Here is a 20422-nt window from a genome sequence, read left to right as displayed (position 1 = left end):
CAATCTCGTTGATTAACTACTTACTGATTTGTTGCTCCATACCGATCAAACAACCACGACACAACTAAAACGACATGACTGTTGATGTACTGGCTATAGCAGCCCATCCTGATGATATTGAAATGACCTGTGCGGGCACGATTCTTTCGCTCGTTGCCCAGGGTAAAAAAGTAGCTGGCGTTGATTTAACGCGTGGCGAATTGGGAACCCGAGGCACTCCCGAAATACGGGCGCAGGAAGCCGCTGAAGGCAGTCGGATCATGCAGTTAGTGGCTCGTGAAAATATGGGATTTCGGGATGGATTCTTCCGCAATGATGAAGAGCATCAGATGGCGCTGATTCCAATTATTCGAAAATACCGTCCTAAAATCATCCTGACCAATACACCGGATGACCGCCACCCCGACCACGGGCGGGCGGCTGAACTGGTCAATGATGCCTGCTTTTATGCTGGTTTACGGCAAATTAAAACCGTTGATGAAGATGGCCAGCCACAGGAAGCTCACCGGCCAATTTATGTCTACAACTTCGTACAGGATCGCTGGCTAAAACCTGATTTCATCGTAGATATTACTCCCTACTGGAACGAGAAACTGGCTGCCATTAAAGCCTATAAAAGTCAATTTTTCGATCCAACGAGCACCGAGCCCCAAAGCTACATTTCGGGTGAGCCCTTCCTGAAATTCCTGGAGTCCCGCACCCGCGAACACGGCCATATGATTGGTGCCGAATTCGGTGAAGGCTTTATCAGCCGCCGTATGCTTGGCGTTCAGGATTTGACGGTGTTGGTGTAGTGTAAGTAAAACACAGCCAGACTATAAAGGAAAAAGGCCATCAAGCTATACACGATAGCTGATGGCCTTCGTTCGGCGTGGTGAATACTACGCCGAGCAATAGTAAATTATTACTTTCCGCTACCCAGTTTACCAGCCTTGTTTGCCTGACCAGCAGCGGTTGGGTTTTTCACGTATTTGTCTAGCCAGCCGTTCATTTCCCACAGCATGTGCAGTAATGATTCTTTGGCCGTGTAGCCGTGACTTTCGTAGGGCAGGAACACCAGTCGGGTTGTAGCACCGAAGCCTTTGAGCGCGTTATAATATCGCTCCGACTGAATGGGGAATGTACCGGTATTATTATCCGCTTCGCCATGCACCAGCAGCAGTGGGGTTTTCATTTTGTCGGCATTCATAAACGGCGACATGTTGTTATATACCTCAGGTGCCTGCCAGTAACTGCGCTGCTCATTCTGGAAACCAAAGGGAGTTAGTGTTCGGTTGTAAGCGCCACTTCGGGCAATACCGCCTTTGAACAACTTACTATGGGTGAGCAGGTTGGCGGTCATGAATGCCCCATATGAGTGCCCCCCGACGCCTACTCGGCTCGAGTCAACCACGCCCAACCGAACACCTTCATCGACGGCCGCTTTGGCGCTCGATACTAATTGCTCAACGTAGGTATCATTGGGTTCTTTGTCGCCCTCACCCACGATGGGAATGCTGGCGTTATCCAGAATGGCGTAGCCCATGGTTACGAAAGCAGCACCACCCCAGTAGCTAATCCGGTTGAACTGGTAAGGAGAGCCAGAAACCTGACTGGCAGCTTCCTTACTTTTGAACTCGGCTGGATACGCCCATAAAAACGTTGGTAGCGGCCCCTGCTCTTTCTTGTACCCAACTGGCAAATAAAGCGTAGCAGTCAGCTCAACACCATCGGCCCTTTTGTAGCGAAGCTGTTGTTTCTGCACGCCTTTCAACTGTGGATATGGGTGCGGGAAGAACGTGACCTGAACCGGCGCAATCCTGGCTTTCATATTCCGAACGAAGTAGTTTGGATTTTCGTCGGGCGTTTCGCGAGTGGTCAGAATCACTTGTTTGGTGGCATCCAAAACGGCAACAGGTCGCTCGAAATACGGAGCTGCCGACCGCCAAAGCTCTTTTGTCTGTTTCGTTTTTAGATTCAACAAGCTTACAAATGGTCGGTCGCCTTCGGGCGATGAACCAACGGCATTAAGCATCAGAATCTCGCCAGATGGCAGCAAGTTCAGCACTTCACGGCCAAACTGGTTATGCTTCATATCGGGTTGGCCCGGATTAGTGTATCGATCTTCATACGAACGATCAAATAGAACCGACGTCTGCCAGGTAGTTGGGTTAACGATTTTGGTAATCGTTTTACGATTCTGCCACCAGCGTTCGTTAGCCAACGCCGTTGTTTCAGTACCCCAATCGAAGTTTTCGAAACGAAACTGAGCCGCGTAGATTTCTTTCGGTGACGCCGAGAAAGGAGCTTCGATCTGAAACACCTTATCCCGAATGTCGGCCTTAACCTTTGGGTCGCCATTGTCCTGAGCAACGGTATAGTAAACTGTCGCGGGGGAATCAGCCCGCCAGCTAAAATCGCGAGGTCCGGTTGGAACCCCGTCACGGCTATACGGAACTGCTTCCTGCAACGGCCCATCGTTCAACGTTTTTACCAGCGAACCCGCAATGGCATAAATTTCCGATTTAAGCGGAAAGCGATTCACGGGCACCAGATACGAAAACGGTGTATGAACCGTCTCGATCATAACGTATTTTCCATCTGGTGAGGGGTCAGAGGAAAGAATAATACCGGGTTGACCAATGTTGGTAACCATTCCATCTAAACCAACCCGTGCAACCTGCGCCGTGGTGTAATAGGCGAATTGCTTTTCATCGGATGGATTTTTCAGCAGATCCTGGTAGGTAGGTGCCTGTCCGCGTGAGCCTTTTACGTTTTCCTGCGTAGTTGGCCCGGCAGGAACCCGACTAATTTCGGGCTCAGGCCCGCGACCGGCAGGAATCGTTTTTACGATTAAGCTTTTACTATCTGATACCCAGCGGTATGGTACGCCCAGGGTTGCATTAATGGCAAACGAACCAACTTTCTGAGCGGCTGCCGTAGCTACGTCGGCGATATACAAATCAATCCGACTATCAGTCGAATTGGCGAAGGCAATCTTCGTTCCGTCTGGCGACCATTGAACAAAACTAATCAGCGGTGTAGTCGGCAAACCTGTTATTGCTTTTCCATCTTTTTCGGTCAGTTTTTTGAGTTTCAGACCCGTTATGTAACGCGCCCGACTTGGACCGTTGTTTGCCGGATTCAGGCGCAGACCAGCCAGTTTGAATTCGGGTTGAGCCAGTTCGTCGATGCCAGGCGCACCAGCCTGTTCCAGAAAGAGCATCATATCGCCCTTATCCGACATACTGACGTTTGGGGTAGGCGGCATGGTTACTAAATCAGCTAACGCTTTGGGGGGCGTTTGATACGCTGGTGCATCCTGTGCCTGTGCGCTCAGCGAGACAGTAATCCAGGAAATCAACAAAAGCCACCGGCTTTTTCTAGTCGTTAAGTTGTGAAGCATAAAGTAGAGGGTATTTCAGGTTATTGAGTATTAAAGATAGGTCGAAAACAAATGATACAGGTCAAAAAAATGCCGCAGCCAATTATAGCTGCGGCAGCTGGCATTTAAAACGAAATCCGATAACCGACCTTTTTGTAATTCTCATTCGGAGTAATGTCCGAACCATTTCCTTCCAATATCAAAACCAGATCAACGGTTTTGGTTGTTCCAGTTGGGGCAGCTCCCGTTAATATCTCAACGGTGCAGTCCCCAAAGCTGGATTTTGCCGGAATGGTGAACGTCCCTCCTTTCAAATTATAATGTACACCTTCTATTGCTGTCGTATTGTCTTTATCAACCGAAAATTTAATAACCTCATCCTTAGCTCGTTGGGCACCTACCAAATTTACCTGAGTAATTAACGTACCGGCTCCGTTCTTGGTCGTTAACAGCGGGTATGTTTTTCCAACGGCGAGTGAGGTAACAACTGTAGCCTGGAATTCGACAAGCGTTTTACTATCAAACAAGAAATCGTTTTCCTTGAAACAGGAAGTTTGTGTGAATAAGACAACGCTTATCATCACGAAACGCAAGAATAGTTTCATATCAATTTGTGTATTAATGATTTGAGCCCAAAGTCAACGGCTTAGTAGTTATAATTCTGCTTCAGATTGCGGTTGTTGTTGATCTCGCTGATCGGAATACGAGCCAGAACGCGGTAATCTGTGAACGGCAGGTTGGTAGGCAGTTTGACAATATCACGTCCCAGGCGTTTTAAGTCCCAGAAACGGTGCCCCTCGAACGCAAACTCCAGTCGGCGCTGTTTGATGATCTCATCCAGTAGAGTAGCTCCCGTCAAGCCCGTTTTCTCGGCCAGACCACAACGTGTCCGAATGGTGTTCAAATCCTTGATCGCGTCGGCTTCCTTTCCCAGTCGGTAATAGGCTTCGGCCCGGTTCAGGTACATTTCCGAAATCCGAATAACCGGAACATTATCGAGGTTAATGGTACCGTTTTTACCCAGAAATTTGGTGGTCTCAATGTTCTGAGCACCCCGCCCTTTGGTGCCTAATTCGTACAATTGACGGCGAATATCCAGCACGTTACCTGATGCATCTTTCTCTGATTCCAGATCAGCCAACAAAGCCACTGTTGGCACCACATCACCAAAACCACCCGTTTGCGCCGTGTTGCCAAGCGTTACCAGCGTTGTAAAAGTTGTTTGTAATGAGGTATTTACCCCGATGTTCTCATTTGTCTGAAAATTAATTTCAAACATCGATTCTGGGTTAACAGCTGTACGCCAACCAGCTATATACGTGGTTTTCGACTGAAAGACTCCCACGCCAGAAGTCAATGCACTGGTTGCCATATCGGCCGATTCCTGATATTTTCCGGCATAAAGTGCGACTCGGGAATATAGTGCCTGAGCTGCCCCTTTAGTTGCATAAACGGGGCCTCTCGACGTAGCAGTGCCGCCCAGTTTATCGATAGCGGTTGTCAAGTCGGCCAGAATCTGCGTATATACAGCATCGATAGTTGGTCGACTGGGGAATTCCACCTGCTGCAAGGTCAACACGCCTGTCAGCGCCAATGGAACCCCACCCCGGTTATAATCATTGATTACCGCCGTTGGCATATAGGCATAGGATTTCATCAAATCGAAATACATTAATGCCCTCAGAAACAAACACTGACCCATGTAGGAGTTACGCTGGGCATCTGTCAATGTAACTTTAGGCAGCGCATCCAGCACCAGGTTTGCCTGATTAATTCCGTAATAATCCTGCGTCCAGTTAATCATATGGTTTCCTGGCTGATTCTGATATTCGGCCACCAGTCGGCTGGAGTTATTGGTTGCCCGCCCATTATCAGAAAGAACCTCAGGAAGCGCGATCAAATCTCGCCCGTACAGGTCGGTACTTTGCAAGGCGTCATACACGGCATTAACGGCAGCATTAACCGCTTCCTGTGTAGTAAGGGCCGTACCCGAATCAACGGCGGTTTTGGGCTTTACATCCACTAAACTAGTACAGGCAAAGAGGCCACCCGTCAGAATCGTTGTGGCAAGTGCCCGTTTAAACATATATATTTTCATAAACTAAATGACAAAGGATGAAGTGAATTACAAACCGATCTCGACCCCGAACGTATAGGTCTTCGATTGGGGAATAGCGCCCGTATTACCCGATCCGAAGTTCAGGAATTCAGGATCGTAGCCTGTCCATTTCGTCCAGGTAACCAGGTTTGTAGCTATCCCATAAATGCGCACATTCTGGAGCAGTTTCGTACGGGTGAGCAAGGCTTTCGGGAATGTATACGCCAGTTGTACCTGCTTTAAACGGATGTAGGAAGCATCTTCAATAGAACGGCTCGTGCTGGATACATACGAAGACCCCAGTATCTCAGCTCCACCATTATATGGTCGTGGTACGTCGGTAATTTGACCGGGTGCTGTCCAGCGACGATTATAGACGTCGGTTAAGGTGTTTACGTTGCGGGTTCCGTCATCCATGAGCGTGAGCCCCTGCGAGTTATTTACACGGCGCCCGAATTCATACTGAAAAAATGCCGTCAGGTCGAAACCTCTGTATGAGATCTGGTTACGCCAGCCGCCGTAAATATTAGCAAAGTCCGAACCTAAGTATTTCGAATCGCGAGGAGTCTGGTAGGTATAAACGATGTTACCATTCTGATCATACCACATAGCGCGGCCTGTAGCCGGATTCACACCCGCATAAACAGGGGCATAGTTAGCATAAACAGGTTTACCAACGATGAAATTACGGGTAACCGTTGTGTTACCTGCCTGCACCGGCGCTGTCAGCAGAATAAGACTGTCGACGTTGGCCTGTGGAGAAATACCGTCGTAGAGTTTGGTAACCTTGTTATCAATAACTGAAAAGTTGAAACTACTTTCCCAACGCAGCGACGAGGTTTTCAGCACATCAACCGTAATTTCGGTCTCGAAGCCCCGGTTCTTTACCTGACCTGCGTTAAACGTAATAGTGGTGTAACCACTTGTGTTCGGCACCTGACGTTGTAACAACAGATCGTTACTGGTCCGATCGTAGACATCGAATTGGCCCCGAATTCGGTTATTGAAGATACCATATTCCAGACCGGCAGCGATCTCTGTGTTTCGCTCCCATTTCAAGTCAGGGTTGGCCAGACTGGTTACAGCAATACCACTACCCCCGTTGTAGTTAGCCCCACCGACATACAACCCTCTTGAATCGAAGTTCCCGATCTGGTCGTTACCTGTCGATCCATAGCTGGCGCGTAATTTCAGCTCCGTCAACACAGGATTATTTTTTAGGAAAGCCTCATCCGATACTAACCAGCTACCCGAAATTGAGGGAAAGAAACCAAAAAGGTTATTGGCTCCGAAACGTGACGAACCATCGTAACGGCCAATCAGTGATAGAAAATATCGGCTGTTGTAATTATAGTCGATCTTACCAAAAGCAGAAGCTCGGTGATAACCCGTCCAGGAGCTTGACATGCTCTGGTAATTGGCAGCGGCAGAGATGTACTGGAAAGCCGACGTTGGGAAACCATAAGCCGAACCACTAGTACCATTCCGGGTATCGCTCCGATACTCAAGCCCGGCCAAGGCATTTATCGAATGCTGACCAAACTGATGTGCGTAGGTAAGCGCACCGTTCGTCAGGAAGTTGATGCTTTCTTCATTCTGGAACGAATCCCGGCCCTGTACACTATAGGCATCCTGGATACGTGGGTCAGCATAGTAGTTCCCTTTAATCAGGCGATAATCCAGATTGACAGTTGGCCGGAATGTTAACTGCGGGGTTATTTTATACGTCAGAGCGGCACTGCCTACCAACTGATTTGTAGTCGAGGTGATTTTAGCGTAATCGGCTGATAGGATGAAGTTGTGACTAACAACCCCAACGGCACCACCCGTTTGTGGCGTATTGGCATAGCTGCCATCAGCATTATAAATTGCGTTGGTTGGTACCATAACAGGCCCCCCGAAAGCGGCTGACCCCAAATAACCTCCACCATTGGGCGACGCGTACTGCCCACCCTGGGTTGTGGTACTTAGGTTGATCGATTGCTCAAACTGCAATTTATCCGAGAGTTTTTGGCCCAGCCGCAAGCTGGTTGTAAAGCGTTTAAAATAGATTCCAACAACGTTACCATCCTGTGTATTATAGGATGATGAAAAGTGGAAGTTATTCCGATCGCTACCGCCAGAGAGCGAAACCTCATAATTCTGTACCCGTCCGCTACGCATAGCCGCCCGCTGCCAATCGTACGTTTTCAGGGTATCGACAATAGATTGCAGCTGATTTTCGCCCAGGTTAGCAATATTCGTATACCGAAGAATGCCCAACACCTGCTGAAGCGCCCAGGTTCTGGACTGCGTTGGGTTAGCGTTCATGAACGCTTCGGTACGCATATTTACCCACTGCTGTGAATTCAGTACGTCGAAGTATTTGATCGGCTCAACAACGCCCTGGTAATAATTCAGTTTTACCTGTGTTTTGCCGGCTTTCCCTTTTTTCGTGGTAATGATAACAACCCCATTGGCTGCCTGTGAACCATAGATCGATGCAGCCGCAGCATCTTTCAACACCTCAATCGACTCAACATCGTTAGGGTTCAGGAAGTTAATCGGGTTCGAGCTGGCATAGCTATTTGTATTCTGCGTGTTTAGCTGCACACCATCTACAATGTAGAGGGGTTCGTTACCTGCCGTAATCGAACCTACACCCCGAATACGCACCTGCATAGCGCCACCAGGAGCACCATTGGCCGAGGAAATCTGCACCCCCGAAATACGGCCCTGCATAGCCCGGTCGATACTTTGCGCGGGCACGTTCTGGATGTCGGTCCCTTTAATTTTAGAGACGGCTCCGGTTACTTCCCGTTTGCTGAGAACACCGCCATAACCCGTTACAATGACTTCTTCCAGATCGCTGTTAGTGCTCTGCAATTGAACCGTAACCGTACTCCGGTTTCCCACTTCAACTTCCATACGAGCAAATCCGATCGATGAGACAACCAGTGTTGGTTTGCCGGGTACTGACAAACTGAAATTCCCACTGGCATCTGTCGTTGTACCACGCGTGGTACCCTTTACCGAAATACTGGCCCCAGGCAACGGGCCACCATCGTCACTGGAAGTGACGCGTCCTGTGATAACGCGATCTTGAGCATATGAGAAACTCATTATACTCGATAGCATTAAAAATAGGTTAAACAGTAGTTTTCTTATCATCTTTGATGAGTGCTTAAATTTTACTCCTAAAAATAAAACCATCCAATTTGATATACAAAATATAATATTCAATTTTAAATAAAATACAATTTAATATTTTAACTATTTAAGTTTTATAAATATATAATCCTAATATTAACCAATATATACATATTTAATTTACGGTAAAAATATTATTTTAAATATAATTTTTCTCATAATAATCAATAAGTAACGTCGGTTGGCATTACGCATAAACCTATAATTCCCTTATGCTCTTTATCCCATAAACCCGTGATGGATCGGCACCTGTTTACTGCCGCTGACGAAGATTTTCACCAAACGGCCTTTGAAATTTAGTTTATTTGGCCTTTAAACACGGCGGACCCCACTCCTTCTCAAAAAGCTCTACGTGAACAGGTTACGCTTTTGATTCTTGTTTGTTCAATCATGCACACTTCCCTCTTTCTGCTCCTGTGCTTCTTCGCCTATTTTGCGACGGGGCAGGCGATGCACGAGACGCCCCAGCAGGCGCTCAATCAGTACGTCGCTTTCCTGAATCAATCGGTCAATGAAGTAAGCGATCGACAGCAGCGGATACAGGCTTATTATGCTGATATGGGAGTGCATCAATTGCAGCACCGCTTGCGCCTATCGCCATCGGGCACTTTGGAGGAATATTACTACAAAAAAGCCCTAACCAGCGAGGCTTTCACCGATGTGGAAAAACAGCGACTAAACGCAAGTACACAGGCTCTATGGCAATTGGTCAACAAAATCGATCAGACAGCCAAAGCCCTGGAAACCTATGATCGACTGAAAGATTATGAACGCGATAACTTCAAGAAAGCAACCGAACTTATCACAGAATTTCAGACACTTACAACTCAATTCAGCAACGACAAAGACAACTTCTATAAACAGATCCAGCGCATTTATCGTCGATATCAGCCTTATCGCGCTACTGATGCCTATCTCTATACCGAAAAGGAAATGGAGAAAGTGCTCGTCAGTCAGCAACAGTTACTTGATACGCTAGCCTATTATTTGACTGAAAAGGCGCCCTCCAACTGGCCAGTCAAGCTGGTACAGCAGAGCATAGTCACCGATGAAAAACTACTAAACGAATTCGGGAAAGGTAAATCAGTTATTCAATATCCGGCCTCGAGCATGCTGGATTCGTTTAAAGGGGGATTGCAAACGATTCAGGCGCTAAAAAAACGGGCCGTCGACGATTATAACTTTGCCGCTCAACAAACATCGCGACACAACAACGAATTCTATCGATCCTTTATCAACCAGTATAACAACGACTTATTAAGCTGGTATCAGGGCTTTGTCAGGAATAGCACGCCGACCAAACAATTGCTGGATTATCCAAGATACATTCGTGCTTTTGCTTTCGATGTCCCTCAACCCGCCAGTCCAAAAACCGATGCGACTGCTTCCTTTCAGGACAGTGCGCCCATTGCACTCTCGATAAAACCAGCCGCAGCGCCAGCCAGTCCGGCCACCTTCGAAGCGTTAAATGCCTATATCGACTTTATAAACGAATCGTTGCGGCAGATGAACCAGATGCAGCTACTAATCCGCGATTATCAGTCTTCGGCCGACTATTATCGGGGATCGCCCAGTCGACGAAACATGTCAATCTACTCGCACGCAGACTATAAAGTTCCTCTGTCTGAGCACCAATTACTTGTTATCAATACTCCGCAAATTCCACAATCTTACCGAGCCTCCATTAATGGACAAGCTGACGCGCTACTGTCGATCCTGAAAGAAATGGATGCGTTGAGTATTGAGTTGATCAATTATACCAGCACCAAACAATATGAACAGGACAACCTGAAACGCTCCGATGCTATTCTGGATCGATATGCCTACCTGTTCGATACGTTTGACCGAAGGAAGGAACAACTCTATCAGGATGTACGACGTATTCACGAAAGTTATCCGCTTAAAAAGCCGATCTCCTCCTACGATGTATCGGGACAGGCAATGCTAAAACTGATTGATCTGAATAAAGAAGCCTTGTTTGGTGTACGCGCTTATCTGAAAGGCGAAGCTCCTCAACTACCAGCAACAGACATTCTTCAGGCAGAAGCCAGAACTCTGATTGCAAACGAATTCCAGAATTTGAAAGGGTTAAAAAGGTTGGGCCGGAACAATGGCGGATGCCCTTATACACCCTATGAAGACCTGGCCGAAAACTCGATCAAGATGGCCGAAAAGGTGCAGAAAGTCGCGGCCAAATCGCCCGATCGGGAGTATGAATCGTTTTACTATTTCTATAACCAGCTGGCTTACCTTTACAATCAGTTCAGCGATTTGGCCAAAGTAGGCGTTTTAAAAACCATCAACGAGCCGAACGTATTGGCTTTCCGTCGGTCCACACCAACTATTATTCAGCCAGTAGCTGAAAAAGTGCCCAAACCCATTACTCCGTCAGTTCAGGAAGCAAAACCAGTTGCCCAATCGACAACAGCTCGCCAAAGTCCAGTCAGTAATCCAACTCTAGCGACCAGTACAACGACTATTAAGCACGACACTGTTTACGTAAATCAAACCAAAGTTGATACCGTATTTATCGATCGACCTGGCCAGACAGTTGTTGTTAATTCCTTAGCCGGTTTTGCGGCCAACAATATGGTGTTGCTGTTAGACGTATCAGGTTCAATGGATTCGCCTTACAAGTTGCCGTTGCTGAAAACAGCGATCAAATCGCTGCTGCGTATCATCCGACCCGAAGACCAGCTTTCGATTGTGGTGTACTCGGGTAAAGCGAAAATTGCCCTGAAGCCAACGTCAGGAACGAACGCCAATGAGATCGCCCGTATCATCGATCAACTTCAATCTGACGGCGACACCGATGGGAACGGAGGCATCCGCTTAGCCTACAAAGTGGCCGACAAGAACTACATCCGGGCGGGCAACAACCGAATTATTCTGGCTACCGACGGCGAATTCCCGGTAAGCGATGAGGTGTACCAACTCGTGAACGAATCCAGCAATCAGGACATTCATTTAACAATCTTCACCTTTGGTCGAAACGAAATCAATGGCCAAAATCTCAAAAAGCTAGCCCAAATGGGCAAAGGAAGTTATACACACATTACTCGCGAGAACGCCAATCTGCAACTGATTCTGGAAGCACAAGCGAAGAAAGTGCCGTAGGCTATATGGCATGCGCTAAGAAAATTCTAAAAACATGCCAATCGGCAGCTAGAAACAAAGGACATTAACAACGGTCTGGTCATGTCCGCAACTGTACATTCTCTGTCCGTTTCTGGACAAGGCGATTCTTTCTCTAAATCAAAATTGCCCTTATTTAGCCAGAAAAGCCCATTTATCAAGTTGGCAAGGCATTTGTTTAGCAAATAATAAGCAAATCATTACCGACAATGGGAAGAGCTTATTTAGGCGAGTTTGAGGAGTTGGTTTTATTGACCGTAGCTGTACTCGAAGGAGGGGCTTATGGCGTTACGATAGTTGCCGAACTCAAGCAACGCACTGATCGAACCATCAGTTTGAGTGGCGTACATATTGCTCTATATCGCTTAGAGGAAAAAGGCTTCGTGCGTTCCGAGTTAGGTGGAGCCACAGCTGCCCGAGGAGGCCGACGCAAACGCCTGTTTGTTATTACGGCACTCGGAAAACGAACCTTAGGCGACATGCGGGAAGTGCGCAATCAACTCTGGGATTCTATTCCTAATCCTCACCTCATTGTTAGCCATGACTAAGCAACATCCAGTTCCACCTGCCTGGGCCGATCGTTTAGTGACGTGGTTTTGTCCCAACTATTTACAGGAAGAGCTACTAGGCGATTTACATGAACAATTTGATCTGCATGTAGAAGAGGTTGGCGAACCAAAAGCGCGTCGACTTTACGTACGGGAAGTACTCAAGTTTTGCCGCCCCTACTTCCTGAAACGCCGAGTCAGCGCACTTACGCAACCCGCTACCAACATAGCCTCATTCAATAAGGATCGATACACGTATACACAACCGGACTCTCGGCCCACTTTTTTTCTTAGTCCCGATATGCTTCTTAATTATATTAAAATCGCCCTTCGTACCCTCTGGAAAAGTAAAGGGTACGCTGCCATCAATGTTGTTGGCCTTTCCGTGGCTTTCGTTGTCTGTATCTTTTTGTTTCTGAGGTCTTATTTACATCTGACCTATGACAATTTCCATCAGGATGACGACCGTATTTTTCAAACGTACTTCTTCTCGAATGATCCCGAAAAGGCACTCCGAAGTGGCAATATGCCTTTACCTTTAACACCAGCGTTAAAAGCCGACTATCCTGAACTGGAAGCGGCAGCCCGCATTTTGACTGGGCGAAAGAGTCTGGTAGAAGTTAAAGGAAAGTATTTCGATAAGCTGGTTTTGCAGACTGATCAGGACTTTCTGAAAATCTTTTCATTTCCGCTGATTAAAGGAAATCGGGAAATCGCCCTTCGTAATTTGAGTAGTGTCATTATCAGTGAGAATATGGCTAAAACCGCATTCGGCACCGAAGACCCGATGGGTAAAACCTTGCAGATTGGCAGCGAGAGTCATAAAAAGCAATATATTGTAACAGGTATCATTAGCGATGCGCCCGACAATTCGTCCATTCAATACGACATCTTAGTCCGGATCGAGAATTCGTACAGCTATCAGCAAGATAAAGATAACTGGAGCGCTCAGTCACATACCGTTTTTGTAAAACTCCCTCCTCACGTCGATCAGGCCACATTTGAAAACCGCTTAAAACCATTCGCTCAGAAGTATTTCAAGGGCAATCTCGACGAACTCAAAAAGAAAGGGGCCAAGCCCGATCAGCATGGCGATTTGTTTGCCGTTCGGTTACAGAATCTCTCCCGTGTACATTTTGATCGGGATATAGCAGGCAGAGGTGGCACCCCAATTGCAATCGTGTACACACTGATGGGCATCGCCTTTTTTATTCTCCTGATCGCCTGCATCAACTTTATCAACCTAAGTATCGCAAGGTCATTCACTCGTGCCCGTGAGGTTGGTGTGCGTAAAGCGTTGGGAGCGCTGAAAAACCAGCTTTTTGTTCAGATTTGGGGTGAATCAACCCTAATTTGTCTGGTTGGATTTCTAGTAGGCGTGCTACTTACCTATTTACTTTTACCCCTCTTCAATGCTACGTTCGACGGTAGAGTCAAATTCGCACAAATGCTTCAGCCAGGTTTTATTGGCGTCATTTTGATCGTGTTTGTCCTAGTCACCTTTGTTGCAGGTGGGTATCCTGCCTGGCAGATGGCGAAGTTCAATGCAGTAGAAGTTTTGAAAGGTAAATTATCCATCAAACGCCCCGGAGCAATCCGCAACTCACTGATTGTTACCCAATTTATTATGTCGAGTTTACTGGCCTGCTGCACCATCATCGCGTCGCAGCAACTGAATTTTCTGCGGACAAGGCCACTCGGGTTCCAAAAAGAGCAGGTGATTAGTATTCCGGTTGGTAATCAGGTAAATGGTCGGCAAGCACTAGGACGCCTACGAAATACATTAGCCAATGACCCATCTATCTTGTCGATAAGCGGTACAGGTATCAATCTGGGACGTGGTAAAGATCGAGTCAGCTCCCGATCGAGTATTGGCTTTACGTACAAAGGCCGAAAAGTATCAAGCGATTTACTATTAATCGACTTCGATTACCTAAAAACGCTAAAAATCAAACCAATAGCGGGTCGTGATTTCGACCGAACCTATGCAACCGACTCCGTGAAGCGCGTAATTATTACGGCAAGCATGGCCAAAATGATGGGTGAATCGAATCCTGTAGGTATGTTGTTGGGAGACGATGCTGATTCATCGAATACGAAGTCACAAATTATTGGCGTCGTTCCTGATTTCCACTTGTATTCACTAGCCGACGAAGTCAAACCGATCACCATGTACCTGTCTAATACCGAATCCATTCAGTACATTTTTGTCCGGGTCACTCCACAGAGTTTGGCCGGTACAATGGATAAACTTAAAGAGGTATGGAAGGGAGTGGCTCCACAGTCGGAATTTCTGGGCACGTTTCTGGATGAGAATGTGGATGCCTGGTACCAGAATGAAGAGCAATTGTCACGAATCTGTAGTCTGGCTTCTAGCATCGCTATTCTGCTATCTTGCTTAGGCCTATTCGCTGTAGCCATGATGATCATCGAACAACGTACCAAAGAAATTGGTATTCGGAAAGTAATGGGGGCCAGCATCGTGAGCATCATTATTAACCTCTCCCAGGACTTTGTCAAGCTGGTTATCATTGCTCTGGTGATCGCTTTACCAGTAGCCTGGTTTTTAATGAAAACGTGGCTGGATAGTTATGTAGAGCACATAGCGCTAAGTGTATGGGTTTTCGCAGGTGTTGGTCTGGCCGCTATTCTGGTTGCTCTGGCAACGGTAAGTTTCCAAACGATAAAAGCCGCGCTGGTAAATCCTGTAAAGAGTTTACGAAGCGAATAATAAACCAATAAATCGCTTAAGTTGCCCGGTAATTAAATGAAAAAGCATCACTTGTGAAGGCGATGCTTTTTCATTTAATCTATAGAAAGACAACCGTTTTACGGGCAAACAATTTTGTAGAACGTATAGCTTACCGTTAGGGCGACATAGGTGTAGCTATCTGACAGAGCCGGGTTTCCTTGCGATGTTTTGGTTACGGCTCTACCAAATGTTAGATCGCCGAGGCCATCCAGGTAGTCAGTTCTGGAGAATCGTGTCCCAAACTCTGCCCCAATACTCCAGGGTCGCTTTATTTCATACTTTACACCTATACCAAGTGGATAGGTAACAACCCCACCCGCCCGAATAACATCATTATTAAATCGACACAAGCCAATTCCTCCAAATATATAGGGAGTCCAGTTTTTTGCTTTTGGCAAAGGCTTATAGTTCAAAAAATTGTATTCAAAATCAATGTATAGTTCCTGGATATTGGTCTTATAGGAATAATTACGAGCTAACTGAAGGGGATCACTGCTATAGCGATCCTCACCCCGAAATGATCCAATAGAGCCTCCTGCACGCATTGAGAACGACCGGGTTGCATTATACCGAAAGAATCCTCCGACTGCCGGACTAATAAATCGGGGATTCATGGCTGGCGTTACGTCGCCTTTACAGAGCATCCCGCCTAAACTGGCTCCAAGTTCAATTTTTTGCGCCTGTGTGCTAAAACTGATAAAAAGCCCGACTACAATCAGCCGGGCTATATTTATTCGGTATCGATGCATAAATTCAATGACAGTAACCTATAAGCTTTTTGCATTTTCTACCTACTGCTTATTTAATAGGCGGACACTTGATTTTGGTCGGAATAATATACTGAATTGTGAACGTCGTTAAAAGATATCCATCTCTTGGAAGCTTTTTAGCTCCCCCTCCGCGCGCTGACGACGCGAATAAGTCCGGATTAGACTGACGAAGTTGCTGGAGATCAGCGGCACGAGAATCACCAGTACGAGCAGCAATCGATTCGTTCCGACGATCGGCTAAGGCAGCCCCTAGTCCTTGTACGGCGTCAGGATTAGGATAGGCTCCCCCCACATCATCCAGATAATTGGTTAAGGTCATTCGGTAGCCAATCTCAGCGCCTATGTTAAAATTATCATTAAGTCTATATCGTGCACCAATCCCAACTGGAATCGCCAGTGTAACCAATGAATAAGGTTTTTGATAACCTGGTTGTCCCTGGCCTTCCGTGTGCAATGGCTGAAGTTTCACCCATTTATCCAGCTTATATGCCTGCTGAAGTGAATCACCAGGCATCGTTTCGGGGCTATGGGCCACTAAGGCAAGACCACCAAATAAATAGGGAGTGAATTTCGCACGAACATCTGAATTGCGCCCATCTTCTATAAAATTATAAATACCTGTAATAGCGAATTCTTTTACATCATTCCGAAAGTTTAGGTTCGTCACATATTGAAGTGCATACTTCTGCGGGTTACTTTTACTGAAGGTATAATCATCCCCTACGATTCGTGCCCAGGTAAATGCAACCCTAGCTGCAAAGTGAGGGGTAAATTGGCGCGTATAGCCCAGTCCAAGATTCCAGCGAGGTAAATTAAATAATGACCTTAAGGGTGTACTATACGGATTCAATTCCCCAAAATAAGTCGATGTCCCCCCGCCAAACGAAACTGACGAATAAGGTACAAAATGTGTATTTGGTCGTCGCTGGGCTAGGCTTTCGGTAAACAGGCCTGTCAATAAGCAAATTGCCACAGCCCCAACTACCAACTGTTTGTAGTTATTCATACTCTTAAGATAGGTGAATCAACCTCGATTGGTCCACAAACCAACCAATTCCGAAACGGCCATATTGTTGCTTTTATTGGCAATACGCCGTAAAAATTATGCCACAAATGAGAAATGTGGAGAAATTGTGAAAACTAAGACAGACTTTATACAATCCACCCTATTGCTTCGTTAATTACGAATATCCCAGCCCCAGTTAAGCTTACTACGTAACGTATTCAGGAAGTTATCGTCGCTAAGTTTGACCAATCGGGCTTTAAATGCTTCTTTCTGAAGGCTAATTCGAACGGAAGTATCAACCGTAAAGGAACGAGAATCCAGGGCAGCTAAAAAATTACCACTCCGGCTTTCAACCTCAAAAGTAAACTGGCAAGTATCCATCACAATCATCGGTCGAACGTTCAGATTGTGCGGGCTAATGGGGGTAATAATCAGGCTACCAGTATGGGGTAATAATACCGGGCCTCCACAACTGAGCGAATAACCCGTTGATCCCGAAGGCGTTGATACAATCAGCCCATCGGCCCAATAGGAATTCAGAAACTCACCATCAAGATAAGCATGCACCGTAATCATCGACGATGTTTGCGTGCGCGTGATCGTGAAGTCGTTCAGCCCAAAGGGAAGGTTTCCAAAAATATCCTGGCTCGACCGAACGCTCACCAAAGTGCGCTCATCAATACTGTACTGCTCATTGAAAAGAGCATCAATCATTAGTCGTACCGATGCAGGAGCAACGGTTGCCAGGAAACCTAACCGGCCAATGTTAATACCGATAATTGGAATCTGACGAGCGCCAACATGCGTTACTGCATCGAGCAACGTGCCGTCTCCTCCTAAACTAAAAATAAAATCGGCGTCGGTAACCCCTTCCTCAACGGTATAGGTGGCTTCACTATAATGGGCTACACCCGCATTATCCAGAAACTCGCGATAGCCTTGCGAGATAATCAATTCGGCCTGCCGTCTAGCCAATTCCTCAAACATCGATTGGATGTACGGCCGGGCCGATTCGGGAAAGTTGCGCCCGTGAATGGCGATTTTCATAGATTAGTTTGTAGTTTGAGTCGAGCCGCTGGAGCGGTTTGTAGTTTGTCGTTTTTGCTGTCGTATAACTTCGAACCACAAACTACGAATCACGAACGACAAAACTACGTATTAAGGTAGCGAAGTAGCGAATCGAGTCGTTCCTGATCAATACTTTCGACCGGAGCATTGGCAAAAGCAGCTTCAATTTGATAACCGAAGCGTTCAAGTGTTGAAATGACAGGGGTAATATCCCGTCGGTTGAGTTTAAGCGTTAATCGGGAGCGATCGGGCATTCCATAGGCAGCACTGGAGAAAAAACTGCTTATGATTTTAACATTATTAGACTCGACTAGTCGGCTGATTTCGGTCAGTGAATAATCGCGTTCATTCATATTTAAAATCAGAATGGCACCAACTTCCTGTACACCAAGTTCCTGTCCAAACTGCTTGAGCAGTTCAGTAACGGAAATTGTGCCCATAAACTCCTGTCCTTCGTTCAGGACTGCCACAACTTCCATTTGCTGCTGAATAACCAGCCCTAAAACCTCAAACAAATGTTGATCTTCGTGGACATAGGTCTGCTCAAACAAGCGAAGTACATTACCCAGCGACCGTTCATCGTCGGCAACATCCAGGAGCAACTCTTCGCTCACGATTCCCCGGTATTCGCCCTGATCGGTCAGAACGAGTTGCCCGACGCGGTGTTCCTGCATCCAGTCCAGTGCCTGCCCAACGGAGTCGGTTGGCTTTAGGGCAGGAAGCATAGGGTCTATTAGTTCGGCAGCCAGCATAGGTAATAACGTGTAGTCAATAAAACAGTAACCTGTTTAGCAGAAAACTACGGAAATTCTTCCAGAGTTTCCAAATCTTACGATAAGTAAGTAAAATATGAGCGAAGAGCGAGGGAGAACAACGGGCACTCCTACCCTTTTAGGTATATACTTACTCTACTAATTCACTAACCAGATGCCGGGCGAGCCAGCCGTCCAGCAATTCATTAAATCGGTCGGGGCACTCCATCATGGGTGCATGGCAGCATTTGTCGATAAAGTATAGTTCAGAATTGGCAATCAATCGATTGAATTCATGGCCAACCTCCGCCGGTGTAATGGTATCATTGAGTCCCCACACCAGCAACGTGGGCACCTGAATCTTGTATAAGTCCTTAGCCACGTTGTTCCGCTGAGCCGACTTGGCAATTCCCACAATACTCATGCATTTTGGAATACTGCTGGTAATCTCAAATACTTCGTCGATCAGTTCTTTAGAGGCTACCTTCGGATCGTAGAATGTATAGGCAACGCGTTCGGCAATGTAATCATAGCTGCCACGTTTGGGGAAAGAGCCTCCCATACCGTTCTCAAACAAGCCTGAACTTCCCGTGAGTACTAACCCTCGGACTTGTTCAGGATTTTTGAAGGTATACAAAATGGCTAAGTGGCCACCTAGAGAGTTACCAAGCAACGTCATGCCGTGCAGGTCTTTCTGCACAACAAACTTCTCAATGAAGGCCACTAAACCTTCCAGACTTGCCTGCCGAAGCGGCATTTCATAAATCGGCAGCAATGGGATGATTACCCGATAACGACCAGCAAACGTGTTAATTACACTATCCCAGTTACTAAGCGCCCCAAATAGTCCATGCAATAATAACAGCACATCACCCTGGCCCTCATCAACATAGCGGAAACCCGCTTCCTCTCGAATCTGATAGTTCATGCGTATTCAATAGTTAAGGATGTGGCAGAATCTGTTTTTTTAAGAGTAAACAAAACAAAGTCAATCCAGTTTTTAATCATTGGCAATCCATAGTGCGTTAAGGCTGCTTCAGGGTGAAATTGGACACCCCAAATTGGTAACGTCTGGTGTCGCATGGCCATTACTTCCTCTTGTTTTGTAACAGCCGTACACACCAATTGATCAGGCATCTCTGTCAATAGTAGTGAGTGGTACCGCGTTACATCAAACTCTCCCGGTAAGCCATACCATAGTACATCGTCGGTCAACACCCGGATTGGCGAAACTTTACCATGCATTGGCCGATGAGCCCGAATCAGTTTCGCCCCAAAGAACTCGCCCAGCGCCTGATGGCCCAAGCAAACTCCCAGAATTGGTACTCGCTTATGGTAGTAACGAATCACGTCCATGAGTTGTCCCGCTTGTTGTGGCACGCCCGGTCCTGGCGATAATACGACGGCGTCAACAGGTTCCTGGGTCAACTTAACCCAGCTTTCATCGTTACGAACAACCCGACATACAGCCCCCGCATGCTGTAGATAATCTACCAGCATGTACGTAAACGAGTCGAAGTTATCAACAACCAACAGATTCATGCCGCTATAACGCAACTTGTTGCGACAAAATTAATATTTTCTAAAAAAAAAACAACAATACATAATTATTATACACTGATTTTCAGCATGTTAAATTATTATAAACTTTGAATAATTAAAGTTATATAGAAAAAATACCACAATACGTCTGGGATTTTGTTATCACAGCGCTGTGTCATTTAAATTTGATTTTTATTC

14 protein-coding genes are annotated in these 20422 nt (G+C 46.5%); 4 read left to right on the top strand and 10 right to left on the bottom strand.

Annotated elements, in window-relative coordinates; all coding sequences use genetic code 11:
- Positions 1-74 precede the first annotated feature (74 nt).
- Positions 75-794 carry a bacillithiol biosynthesis deacetylase BshB1 gene (gene bshB1, locus H3H32_RS04060; RefSeq protein ID WP_182461395.1) on the top strand — a complete coding sequence of 240 codons (720 nt, stop codon included), beginning with the start codon at positions 75-77 and terminating at the stop codon, positions 792-794.
- A gap of 110 nt (positions 795-904) precedes the next feature.
- Here the strand turns inward: bshB1 and H3H32_RS04055 are convergent, their stop codons facing one another.
- The 4 genes from H3H32_RS04055 to H3H32_RS04040 all read right to left on the bottom strand — a co-directional run bounded on the left by H3H32_RS04055 (position 905) and on the right by H3H32_RS04040 (position 8579).
- On the bottom strand, positions 905-3385 hold the full coding sequence (locus H3H32_RS04055) for a S9 family peptidase (protein ID WP_182461394.1): 2481 nt from the start codon (positions 3383-3385) through the stop codon (positions 905-907).
- A gap of 104 nt (positions 3386-3489) precedes the next feature.
- On the bottom strand, positions 3490-3969 hold the full coding sequence (locus H3H32_RS04050) for a DUF4843 domain-containing protein (RefSeq protein ID WP_182461393.1): 480 nt from the start codon (positions 3967-3969) through the stop codon (positions 3490-3492).
- A gap of 41 nt (positions 3970-4010) precedes the next feature.
- Positions 4011-5462: a RagB/SusD family nutrient uptake outer membrane protein gene (locus H3H32_RS04045; protein ID WP_182461392.1), complete on the bottom strand. Its 1452-nt coding sequence runs from the start codon at positions 5460-5462 to the stop codon at positions 4011-4013.
- A 27-nt stretch (positions 5463-5489) separates the two neighbouring features.
- Entirely contained in the window at positions 5490-8579 is a 3090-nt protein-coding gene (locus H3H32_RS04040) for a SusC/RagA family TonB-linked outer membrane protein (protein WP_240543649.1), read from the bottom strand.
- A 462-nt stretch (positions 8580-9041) separates the two neighbouring features.
- On the opposite strand from H3H32_RS04040, the gene H3H32_RS04035 reads away from it, so the two are divergent.
- The 3 genes from H3H32_RS04035 (at position 9042) to H3H32_RS04025 (ending at position 15065) form a co-directional block, all read left to right on the top strand.
- The gene (locus H3H32_RS04035; RefSeq protein WP_182461390.1) at positions 9042-11768 is read left to right on the top strand and encodes a vWA domain-containing protein; all 2727 of its coding nucleotides are present in this window, start codon (positions 9042-9044) and stop codon (positions 11766-11768) included.
- Between the two features lie 227 nt (positions 11769-11995).
- Positions 11996-12334, top strand: coding sequence for a PadR family transcriptional regulator (locus H3H32_RS04030; RefSeq protein WP_182461389.1), 339 nt, complete (start codon positions 11996-11998; stop codon positions 12332-12334).
- Positions 12327-15065, top strand: coding sequence for an FtsX-like permease family protein (locus tag H3H32_RS04025; RefSeq protein WP_220472599.1), 2739 nt, complete (start codon positions 12327-12329; stop codon positions 15063-15065). The genes H3H32_RS04030 and H3H32_RS04025 overlap by 8 nt, the downstream gene beginning before the upstream one ends.
- Positions 15066-15163: 98 nt before the next feature.
- Here the strand turns inward: H3H32_RS04025 and porG are convergent, their stop codons facing one another.
- From porG to H3H32_RS03995, 6 genes are all read right to left on the bottom strand, one after another.
- Complete coding sequence (gene porG, locus H3H32_RS04020; RefSeq protein WP_182461388.1) at positions 15164-15835, bottom strand: type IX secretion system protein PorG; 672 nt, start codon at positions 15833-15835, stop codon at positions 15164-15166.
- Between the two features lie 49 nt (positions 15836-15884).
- The gene (locus H3H32_RS04015; RefSeq protein ID WP_182461387.1) at positions 15885-16862 is read right to left on the bottom strand and encodes a DUF6089 family protein; all 978 of its coding nucleotides are present in this window, start codon (positions 16860-16862) and stop codon (positions 15885-15887) included.
- Between the two features lie 171 nt (positions 16863-17033).
- A complete protein-coding gene (locus H3H32_RS04010) occupies positions 17034-17909 on the bottom strand; it encodes an NAD kinase (RefSeq protein ID WP_182461386.1) in 876 nt (291 codons plus the stop codon).
- A gap of 104 nt (positions 17910-18013) precedes the next feature.
- Positions 18014-18682, bottom strand: a complete 669-nt coding sequence (locus tag H3H32_RS04005; protein WP_182461385.1) for a CBS domain-containing protein — start codon at positions 18680-18682, stop codon at positions 18014-18016.
- A gap of 151 nt (positions 18683-18833) precedes the next feature.
- Positions 18834-19610: an alpha/beta fold hydrolase gene (locus H3H32_RS04000; protein WP_182461384.1), complete on the bottom strand. Its 777-nt coding sequence runs from the start codon at positions 19608-19610 to the stop codon at positions 18834-18836.
- Complete coding sequence (locus tag H3H32_RS03995; RefSeq protein WP_182461383.1) at positions 19607-20224, bottom strand: anthranilate synthase component II; 618 nt, start codon at positions 20222-20224, stop codon at positions 19607-19609. The genes H3H32_RS04000 and H3H32_RS03995 overlap by 4 nt, the downstream gene beginning before the upstream one ends.
- Between the last annotated feature and the right edge of the window lie 198 nt (positions 20225-20422).

It is taken from the genome of Spirosoma foliorum (assembly GCF_014117325.1).
Classification (GTDB): Bacteria; Bacteroidota; Bacteroidia; order Cytophagales; family Spirosomataceae; genus Spirosoma; species Spirosoma foliorum.
This window is presented reverse-complemented; position numbering and strand designations above follow the sequence as displayed.

Excerpts from the sequence above, each read along its gene's own strand:
- bshB1 (WP_182461395.1), top strand. The coding sequence starts at position 75 with ATGACTGTTGATGTACTGGCTATAGCAGCCCATCCTGATGATATTGAA.
- H3H32_RS04055 (WP_182461394.1), bottom strand. The coding sequence starts at position 3,385 with ATGCTTCACAACTTAACGACTAGAAAAAGCCGGTGGCTTTTGTTGATT.
- H3H32_RS04050 (WP_182461393.1), bottom strand. The coding sequence starts at position 3,969 with ATGAAACTATTCTTGCGTTTCGTGATGATAAGCGTTGTCTTATTCACA.
- H3H32_RS04045 (WP_182461392.1), bottom strand. The coding sequence starts at position 5,462 with ATGAAAATATATATGTTTAAACGGGCACTTGCCACAACGATTCTGACG.
- H3H32_RS04040 (WP_240543649.1), bottom strand. The coding sequence starts at position 8,579 with ATGCTATCGAGTATAATGAGTTTCTCATATGCTCAAGATCGCGTTATC.
- H3H32_RS04035 (WP_182461390.1), top strand. The coding sequence starts at position 9,042 with ATGCACACTTCCCTCTTTCTGCTCCTGTGCTTCTTCGCCTATTTTGCG.
- H3H32_RS04030 (WP_182461389.1), top strand. The coding sequence starts at position 11,996 with ATGGGAAGAGCTTATTTAGGCGAGTTTGAGGAGTTGGTTTTATTGACC.
- H3H32_RS04025 (WP_220472599.1), top strand. The coding sequence starts at position 12,327 with ATGACTAAGCAACATCCAGTTCCACCTGCCTGGGCCGATCGTTTAGTG.
- porG (WP_182461388.1), bottom strand. The coding sequence starts at position 15,835 with ATGCATCGATACCGAATAAATATAGCCCGGCTGATTGTAGTCGGGCTT.
- H3H32_RS04015 (WP_182461387.1), bottom strand. The coding sequence starts at position 16,862 with ATGAATAACTACAAACAGTTGGTAGTTGGGGCTGTGGCAATTTGCTTA.
- H3H32_RS04010 (WP_182461386.1), bottom strand. The coding sequence starts at position 17,909 with ATGAAAATCGCCATTCACGGGCGCAACTTTCCCGAATCGGCCCGGCCG.
- H3H32_RS04005 (WP_182461385.1), bottom strand. The coding sequence starts at position 18,682 with ATGCTGGCTGCCGAACTAATAGACCCTATGCTTCCTGCCCTAAAGCCA.
- H3H32_RS04000 (WP_182461384.1), bottom strand. The coding sequence starts at position 19,610 with ATGAACTATCAGATTCGAGAGGAAGCGGGTTTCCGCTATGTTGATGAG.
- H3H32_RS03995 (WP_182461383.1), bottom strand. The coding sequence starts at position 20,224 with ATGAATCTGTTGGTTGTTGATAACTTCGACTCGTTTACGTACATGCTG.